At 59.9% G+C, this 7,427-nt stretch carries 11 protein-coding genes; 9 read left to right on the top strand and 2 right to left on the bottom strand.

What is annotated here, in order from left to right; translation table 11 throughout:
* Positions 1-630 precede the first annotated feature (630 nt).
* From apcA to FLM9_RS03330, 6 genes are all read left to right on the top strand, one after another.
* Positions 631-1,116 (top strand): allophycocyanin subunit alpha, encoded by a 486-nt coding sequence (gene apcA, locus FLM9_RS03355; RefSeq protein ID WP_074457256.1) that lies wholly within the window; start codon positions 631-633, stop codon positions 1,114-1,116.
* 52 nt (positions 1,117-1,168) lie between these two features.
* Positions 1,169-1,657, top strand: a complete 489-nt coding sequence (apcB, locus tag FLM9_RS03350) for an allophycocyanin subunit beta (protein ID WP_074457255.1) — start codon at positions 1,169-1,171, stop codon at positions 1,655-1,657.
* A 39-nt stretch (positions 1,658-1,696) separates the two neighbouring features.
* Positions 1,697-1,897, top strand: coding sequence for a phycobilisome linker polypeptide (locus FLM9_RS03345; RefSeq protein ID WP_074457254.1), 201 nt, complete (start codon positions 1,697-1,699; stop codon positions 1,895-1,897).
* Between the two features lie 85 nt (positions 1,898-1,982).
* The gene (locus FLM9_RS03340) at positions 1,983-3,125 is read left to right on the top strand and encodes an FtsW/RodA/SpoVE family cell cycle protein (protein WP_074457253.1); all 1,143 of its coding nucleotides are present in this window, start codon (positions 1,983-1,985) and stop codon (positions 3,123-3,125) included.
* The gene (locus FLM9_RS03335; RefSeq protein ID WP_257242988.1) at positions 3,118-3,873 is read left to right on the top strand and encodes a cytochrome c biogenesis protein CcdA; all 756 of its coding nucleotides are present in this window, start codon (positions 3,118-3,120) and stop codon (positions 3,871-3,873) included. The genes FLM9_RS03340 and FLM9_RS03335 overlap by 8 nt, the downstream gene beginning before the upstream one ends.
* Before the next feature lie 4 nt (positions 3,874-3,877).
* Positions 3,878-5,209 carry a cytochrome c biogenesis ResB family protein gene (locus tag FLM9_RS03330; protein WP_257242987.1) on the top strand — a complete coding sequence of 444 codons (1,332 nt, stop codon included), beginning with the start codon at positions 3,878-3,880 and terminating at the stop codon, positions 5,207-5,209.
* Here FLM9_RS03330 and queF read toward each other — a convergent pair.
* The gene (queF, locus tag FLM9_RS03325) at positions 5,181-5,576 is read right to left on the bottom strand and encodes a preQ(1) synthase (RefSeq protein ID WP_074457251.1); all 396 of its coding nucleotides are present in this window, start codon (positions 5,574-5,576) and stop codon (positions 5,181-5,183) included. The two genes, FLM9_RS03330 and queF, sit on opposite strands and share 29 nt — an antisense overlap.
* A 266-nt stretch (positions 5,577-5,842) precedes the next feature.
* On the opposite strand from queF, the gene FLM9_RS03320 reads away from it, so the two are divergent.
* The 3 genes from FLM9_RS03320 to FLM9_RS03310 all read left to right on the top strand — a co-directional run bounded on the left by FLM9_RS03320 (position 5,843) and on the right by FLM9_RS03310 (position 6,836).
* The gene (locus tag FLM9_RS03320) at positions 5,843-6,085 is read left to right on the top strand and encodes a DUF4278 domain-containing protein (protein WP_081340164.1); all 243 of its coding nucleotides are present in this window, start codon (positions 5,843-5,845) and stop codon (positions 6,083-6,085) included.
* A 44-nt stretch (positions 6,086-6,129) separates the two neighbouring features.
* Entirely contained in the window at positions 6,130-6,426 is a 297-nt protein-coding gene (locus FLM9_RS08845; protein WP_143324580.1) for a hypothetical protein, read from the top strand.
* 71 nt (positions 6,427-6,497) lie between these two features.
* The gene (locus FLM9_RS03310) at positions 6,498-6,836 is read left to right on the top strand and encodes a P-II family nitrogen regulator (RefSeq protein WP_074457250.1); all 339 of its coding nucleotides are present in this window, start codon (positions 6,498-6,500) and stop codon (positions 6,834-6,836) included.
* A 15-nt stretch (positions 6,837-6,851) separates the two neighbouring features.
* Here the strand turns inward: FLM9_RS03310 and FLM9_RS03305 are convergent.
* The coding region (locus tag FLM9_RS03305) for an SAM-dependent methyltransferase (protein WP_074457249.1) at positions 6,852-7,427 on the bottom strand (576 nt) is incomplete at its 5' end.

The raw sequence follows: 7,427 nt of genomic DNA, 5'->3' as shown, positions 1-7,427 counted from the left end.
CGCAGTCAGGCCGTGATTACGCGAACGGCCCGTCTGGATGGGGGCCCTGCAGGCATCACCCCACGACCTTGAGGCTGGTGTAGCCCCAAGCCCTGTGTCAAGGCGCTACTGTGTTGAAACCTGGTAGTTTTGACAGGAGTTCTTAGCATTGTAGTGTTTTGAAACTGGCAAAATTTCTATAACGAGTGGAAACCAGCAGAGCAGCGTTGTCTTTAAATGAAGACAGGGCAAGTTTCGTGCTCTGCTAATAAAGTGGGCTCGCCTGTACTAGCTCATTTGTGTGTATGTTGCCATTCCTTTTTGGTGAAGAGTTGCCGTGAAGAAGTGTTACATAAGCCTGGAGATTTCCGGCAATACGGCTTGGTTGTCAGCAGGACGTTCGGCACGGGAACCAGCCAACGACTGGCCTGGGCTGGCCTGTGGAATGGTCATCAAATGTTACCTGCCTTGTATTTGTTACAGAACCAGGAACGTGACCGCTCCCCCGCCATGAATCGCCTAATCTCCTTTAGGCATTGGCCAAGGTGGCTCTTCTGGTCCTCCACGGATCAGTTCAGTCTGCCTTAATCTTTCCAATCCCCCTGACCCTGGTCCTCTCAGGAGAGACCGTACGCTTCGAGGCTGAACCGAATGAGCATCGTCTCCAATTCGATCATCAACGCCGATGCCGAGGCCCGCTACTTGAGCCCCGGTGAACTGGATCAAATCAAGTCTTTTGTCTCTGGCGGCGCCCAGCGGCTGCGAGTAGCGAATGCTCTTAGCGAGAATCGCGAGCGCATCGTCAAGCAGGCTGGCAGCCAACTGTTCCAGAAGCGCCCTGACGTCATCTCTCCCGGCGGCAATGCCTATGGAGAGGACATGACTGCTGCCTGTCTGCGTGACATGGACTACTATCTGCGTCTGGTCACCTACGGGATTGTTTCGGGCGATGTCACTCCCATCGAGGAAATCGGCATCATTGGCGCCCGTGAAATGTATCGTTCTCTGGGCACTCCCCTGGACGCCATTGTGGAGTCGGTGCGTGAAATGAAGTCCGCATCCTTGTCTCTCCTTGGTGGCCAGGATGCTGACGAGGCATCCTTTTACTTTGACTATGTGATTGGCGCCCTGTCCTGAGGCCGCCGCATTTTTCTCAGACCCTTCCTCCATTCCCCACGCTTCTCAGGTCATGCAAGACGCAATCACGTCTGTTATCAACTCCTCCGACGTCCAAGGGCTTTACCTGGACGACGGCTCCATGTCCAAGCTACAATCCTACTTCCGCAGTGGCCAGTTGCGGGTGCGGGCGGCTGCGACAATTAGTGCCAATGCTTCCGCCATTGTCCGCGATGCCGTGGCCAAGGCCCTCCTCTACTCGGATATCACCCGCCCCGGCGGCAACATGTACACCACCCGCCGCTACGCCGCCTGCATCCGCGATATGGACTACTATCTGCGGTACTCCACCTACGCCATGCTGGCTGGAGACACCTCCATCCTGGATGAGCGTGTTCTCAACGGTCTTCGCGAGACCTACAATTCCCTGGGCGTGCCCATCGGTGCCACCGTGCAGGCCATCCAGGCCATGAAACAGGTCACCGCCTCCCTGGTGGGTGCTGATGCCGGCAAGGAGATGGGCGTGTACTTTGACTACATCTGCTCCGGCCTGGGCGGCTGAGCGCCTGGCGGATCGGATCCTGCAGTGAGGAACGATTTCATGCGTCTTTTCAAGATCACCGCTTGCCTGCCCACGCAGCGCAACATCCGCGCCCAGCGGGAACTGCAAAACACCTACTTCACCAAGTGGGTTCCCTACGACAGTTGGTTCGCCGAGCAGCAGCGCATCCAGAAGCAGGGGGGGAAAGTCCTCAAGGTTGAGCTTTGTGCAGGTCGCCAACAGGACAACGTCGGTCTTTGAGTTGGTCCACCCCCACAAGCCACTCCGATAAAAGCCTGGCTTTGCCAGGCTTTTTCTGTGCCCGGGATTTGGAGAAAGGGTAGCGATGATCAAGCCAAAGCTCGCCTCCCAGGGCAACGCCTGGCCTGCGGATGCGCAACTGCTTCTCCTGCTGACCGCCCTCTGGAGCCTCGTGGGACTTCTTATTCTGGCATCCGCCAGTTGGTGGTCTGCACAGCAGAAGTTGGGGGACAGTTTGTATTACGTCAAGCGCCAGGCGTTCTGGCTGCTGATGGGCTGGTGCCTGCTCCTGATCATTGTCCGTCAGCCTCTGCGCCGGTGGTTGCGCCTGAGCGCCGCAGGCATGCTGGCCGGCCTGGCGCTGTTGGTGCTGACCATCTTCTTTGGGATTACTATCAACGGCGCATCCCGCTGGCTGGTGGTCGGCCCTGTGCAGATGCAACCCTCTGAGTTGATCAAGCCCTTGGTCATTCTCCAGGCCGCCGTGCTGTTCTCCAATTGGCAGCGCCACTGGATGGTGCAGCGGTTGTTCTGGATTGGTATTTTTGCCGTGGTCCTGGCTGTGATTTTAAGGCAACCCAACCTCAGCACGGCAACCCTGCTGGGGCTGCTGCTCTGGCTCATGGCCTTTACTGCCGGCCTGCCCATGGGCCAGCTCATGGGCGTCGCCGGGCTGGGCCTGGGGGCAGGTGTCACAAGCCTCGTGGTGAATCCGTATCAACTTCAGCGGATCATTGCCTTCTTGAACCCGTGGTCGGACCCCACGGGTAGCGGCTATCAGTTGATCCAAAGCATCCTGGCCATTGGATCAGGGGGCATGAGTGGCGCCGGCTTCGCGCTGTCAACCCAGAAACTCCACCACCTTCCCCTTCACACCACGGATTTCATCTTTGCAGTCTATGCCGAAGAGTTGGGCTTCCTCGGCTGCCTGCTTCTGCTCTGCTTTCTGCTGGTGTTTGCCTTGCTGGGCCTGCGGGTTGCCTGCACCAGCCTGGATCGAAGGTCTCAACTCGTTGCCAGTGGGGCCACCATTCTCCTGGTGGGCCAGGCCATTCTCAACATGGCTGTTGCCACAGGGGTCGTCCCCACTACGGGGCTGCCCTTCCCCTTATTCAGCTATGGGGGGAGCGCCGTCCTCAGTTGCCTGGTCACGGCAGGACTCCTCATCCGCGCCAATCTGGAGCGCACGGAAAAAGGCTACGCTCTCAAGCAGAATCAGCGTGGTTAAGGTCGTGGCCCTACTGGCCTCTGCAGTGGATTTTGGCCTGGCCGATGCTTCTCGTTGGGGAGAGCACCTGCTGAACCAGAGCCTCACCGCTCCGTGGCCCCTCAGCCTGGCTGTGGTGACCCTCTTGGGTCTTCTCACGTCCCTGGGACCCTGTTCCCTGTCCCTTCTGCCCGTGACCATGGCGTTTCTGGCAGGAACCAACTCCGGCACCCTGGGACCCTGGCAGCGCAGTAGCGCGTTTGCGGGGGGCGTTGTTGTCACCCTGACAGGGCTGGGTCTCCTCAGTGCCCTCATGGGCCGGATCTACGGTCAAATTCCTGCATTGGCGACGGCCCTGGTGGCTGGTCTGGCAGTGGTCATGGGCCTCAACCTCCTGGAGTTGCTGCCCATGGCTTGGCCCACAGGGCCGACAGGGCCGTGGATCCATGGCCGCATCCCCGCGGCGCTTACCCCCACGGCAGCGGGTCTGGCTTTTGGACTGGCGGCCTCTCCCTGCACGACACCTGTTCTGGCTGTGCTCCTGGCCTGGATTGGCAGTGACGGCCGTCCCCTGTTGGGCGCCGTGCTGTTGGCGGGCTTTGGAGTGGGACAGGTGTTGCCCCTGCTGCTGGTGGGAACCGCTGCCGCGTCCCTGCCCCGGCTGCTGGCGCTCCGTGCCTGGACCCGGTGGATTCCCCGCTTCAGCGGCGCCGTCCTGGTGTCGGTTGGCAGCATCCTTTTGCTCTCGCAACTCCCCCTGCCCGCTTGAAGCCATGGCGTCAGACATGGCTTCAAATACCCCACAGGCCTTGCGTTTCGGGCAACGACTGCTTGCCCTGGTTGGCGATCTGCGGCTGGCCATCGGCTTGCTGCTGCTCATTGCCCTCGCCAGCGTCCTGGGCACGGCCTTACCCCAAAACGAGCCCGCCAGCGCTTATCACGACCACTACGACACTCAACCCTGGCTGGGACTGCTGACAGCGGCCCCCATCCTGGCTCTGCAGTTGGATCACGTCTATTCCAGCATGTGGTTCCTCGCCTTGCTGGCGCTACTGGCTGCCTCCCTGGCCACGTGCAGCATCCGCCGCCAATGGCCTGCCCTGCAAGCAGGACTGCGGTGGGTGGACCATCAGCATCCCCACCAATTGAGCCAATACAGCGTTGGACTCACACGGAAGGCGGGCCCCGCAAGCCTGCGGCGCCTGGCCCAGCTTCTGCGGCAACGGGGCTGGACGGTGCAGGAGAAGCCGGGGCGACTGGCGGCCAGGAAAGGAGTGGTCGCTGGTCGGAGCGGCCCCCTCCTGGTTCACGTGGGTTTGATCGTATTGATGATCGGCGCCGCCTGGGGCGCACTGGGGGGACAACGACTGGAGCGTTTTTTGGCGCCTGGCCGGACTTTGGAACTGGTGGACCGCCAGGGGGAAGTCCATCTTGCCATTGGGTTGCAAGGGTTTTCCGTGGATCGGGATGCACGGGGTCAGGCGCAGCAGTTCCACTCTCAACTGCTGTTGTCTTCCCCCGCCATGGCCGATACGCGCCCTGTGGAGATCAGCGTCAACCATCCTGCCCGCCTGAGGGGTTTAACGGTGTACCAGGCTGACTGGCAGGTGGCCGCCCTGACGGTGCAGCTTGGTGGGAGCCCCCAGTTGCAGTTTCCGCTCCAGCCTCTGCCCAGCCTGGGGGAGCAGGTTTGGGGAGTCGCCATACCAATGCGCCCCGACGGATCTCATCCCGTGTTACTCACCGTTGCCAGTGAGCAGGGGCCTGTGCTGCTGTACGACAGCAACGGGGAGAGGCTGGGAGTCCTGCGGGTTGCCGGGCCCCCGCTGGAGGTGGACGGCCTGCTCATCCGCATCACCCGTATTCTGCCTGCCAGTGGCTTGCTAATCAAGCGGGATCCGGGCGTCCCTCTGGTCTATGCAGGGTTTGCTGTGGCCCTGCTGGGGGGCTGTCTGAGTGTGTTGGCCAGCCGCAAACTCTGGGCTGTTGCAGCCCAGGACCGCCTTCACGTGGCTGGCCTCAGCAACCGGGACGTGGTGGGTTTTGGTGATGCACTGCCGCGCTTACTGGATGACCTCACTGACGCTGACCATGGTGAACCGTAATCATCGTGTGAACGTTGCCCCGGGGTGAAAAATCAGCCACCAGCTCCATCCAACGGGGTGAACAGGCCGCGACGCAGTCGTCCAGGATGCGGTTGGCCACCTCTTCGTGGGAAATGCAGTGGTCCCGCCAACTGTTGACGTACAGCTTGAGGGCCTTGAGTTCCAGAACCTTAGGGCCAGGCTGGTAACAAAGGCGCAACACGGCAAAGTCGGGATAGCCGGAGAAAGGGCACTTGCAGGTGAAGTCCGGCAACTCAATGGCGACGTGGTAGGGGCGGCCAGGGTTGGGGTTGTCGAAGCAGATCAACTCAGCGGCGGCAATGGCCCGCTCCCCGTAGCGAGGCGTGGTGGTTTGGCGCTCTGTCATACCGGGGCAAGGTCCAGGAACTGGTCCGGAAGGGGCTGTGGTGTTCACCCTACAATCGGACAACCCGGCCGCATTTCTGAAATTTTTCTAAAGATTCGCCAATAAACCCGCAAAGTGCTTGCCATGAACAGCGCAGAAGGTCTACATGTGATCCTGAGGACAAAACGTTGGGCGCACCCGTGGCTCCGGTTTCAGGTGCGCTGGAAGTAGCCAAACCGCGACGGTGAAGCAACGCACCTCTTGAACAAAGCGGATTTCGCCAGTCCATGGCTGGCACTGCCCGTTCTGTGGAGGTTTCTCTCATGGTCCAACTCAAGTATCGTGGTGTTAATTACGACACCACCCAGCGTCCTGATCTCAGCGATCAACCGGTGGAGCACGTCTACCGTGGCATCCATTTCAACAAGGCTCCTCGACACGAGGCCGATGTTCTGTCGGATCGTCCTGTGCGGGTGAGCTATCGGGGAACCGTCTATGAAACCCGCATCGCCGAAGCGCTGAAGCCCTAATTCCGTAGCCATCGCTACTGAAAAATAGAGGCCACACACCCTTAATGGCAAAGGAATCAACACTTTCCTCGATGGATCTGTTCCTGAGCCCGGTGGCTGGTGTGGCTTCTTCCATATCTTCAGCATCTTTAGCCTCTGCTGGCGCCTCTTCTTCCCCTGCCCAGCGAATTTCCGTCCATAGTGCTCTGGGGATGTTGTGGCTCCAGCTACACTTTGAAAATTGTCACTGGGACTCTTTGGCTGCCGGGTGCGTTGAGCTTGAGCCTGACACCTTGTCCGAATTTCTTTCGGATTGTTCCGCCGCTGGTGTGGTGTGCTCCAGTCCACTGCCACCGGCCTGAGCAGGCCTGGGCACACGTCGTTGGGACTACTCTCTCCGCTGGATTTCTAGTTCTTTAATCTCCCTAACGTCATGAAGAAAGTTGAAGCAATTATCCGTCCTTTCAAGCTGGATGATGTGAAGGTTGCCTTGGTCAATGCCGGTATTGTGGGCATGACGGTTACCGAGGTGCGTGGCTTTGGTCGCCAGAAGGGCCAAGTGGAACGCTACCGTGGTTCCGAATTCACTGTTGAATTTCTCCAGAAACTCAAGCTGGAAGTGGTGGTGAATGACGACAAGTTGGAAACAGTGGTGGATGCCATCAAAAATGCCGCCCGCACAGGTGAGATTGGAGACGGCAAGATCTTCATCTCGCCCGTGGAGAGTGTGTTGCGCATTCGCACCGGTGACCGGGACAGCACTGCTCTCTAAGGAGCAGGTTCCGATTCAACCCCCAGCAGCCTGTCCATTGCCCTGGCCAAGAGTTGCCTGAACCGTTGCCTCCACCTGTTCCGGCTCAACAGTGCGCCGTGCCTTCCCCTGATCGGGCTGTATCAGGTGGAGCCAGTACTCCTGGTTGCCGGCCGCACCTTTGATGGGTGAGGGCGCCAATCCCACGGCCCACCAGTTGAGGCGGTCTGCCTTGGCCTGAACAGCTTTGATGGCGCCGGCCTGTGCCTGGGCATCCCGCACCACCCCGCCACGACCCACCAACCCCCGCCCCACTTCAAATTGGGGCTTGATCAACACGGCTGCCTCCCGAGGTGGTTTCAGGAGGGCTTTCAGGGGCGGTAAAACCAGACCCAGGGAAATGAAAGAGAGATCCGCCACCGCCAAATCGGCCCAGACGTCATCAGGTCTATACAGAATGGAGGGGGTGAGGTGGCGCAGGTTGCAGCGTTCTTTGAGCACCAGACGCGGATCCTGACGCAGATGCCACGCCACCTGCCCATAGCCCACGTCCACACCATAGATGCGCCGGCAGCCCTGTTGTAGCAGGCAATCCGTGAAGCCGCCGGTGGA

This window comes from Candidatus Synechococcus spongiarum, assembly GCF_900047545.1.
Taxonomy (GTDB): Bacteria; Cyanobacteriota; Cyanobacteriia; order PCC-6307; family Cyanobiaceae; genus Synechococcus_B; species Synechococcus_B spongiarum_C.
This window is presented reverse-complemented; position numbering and strand designations above follow the sequence as displayed.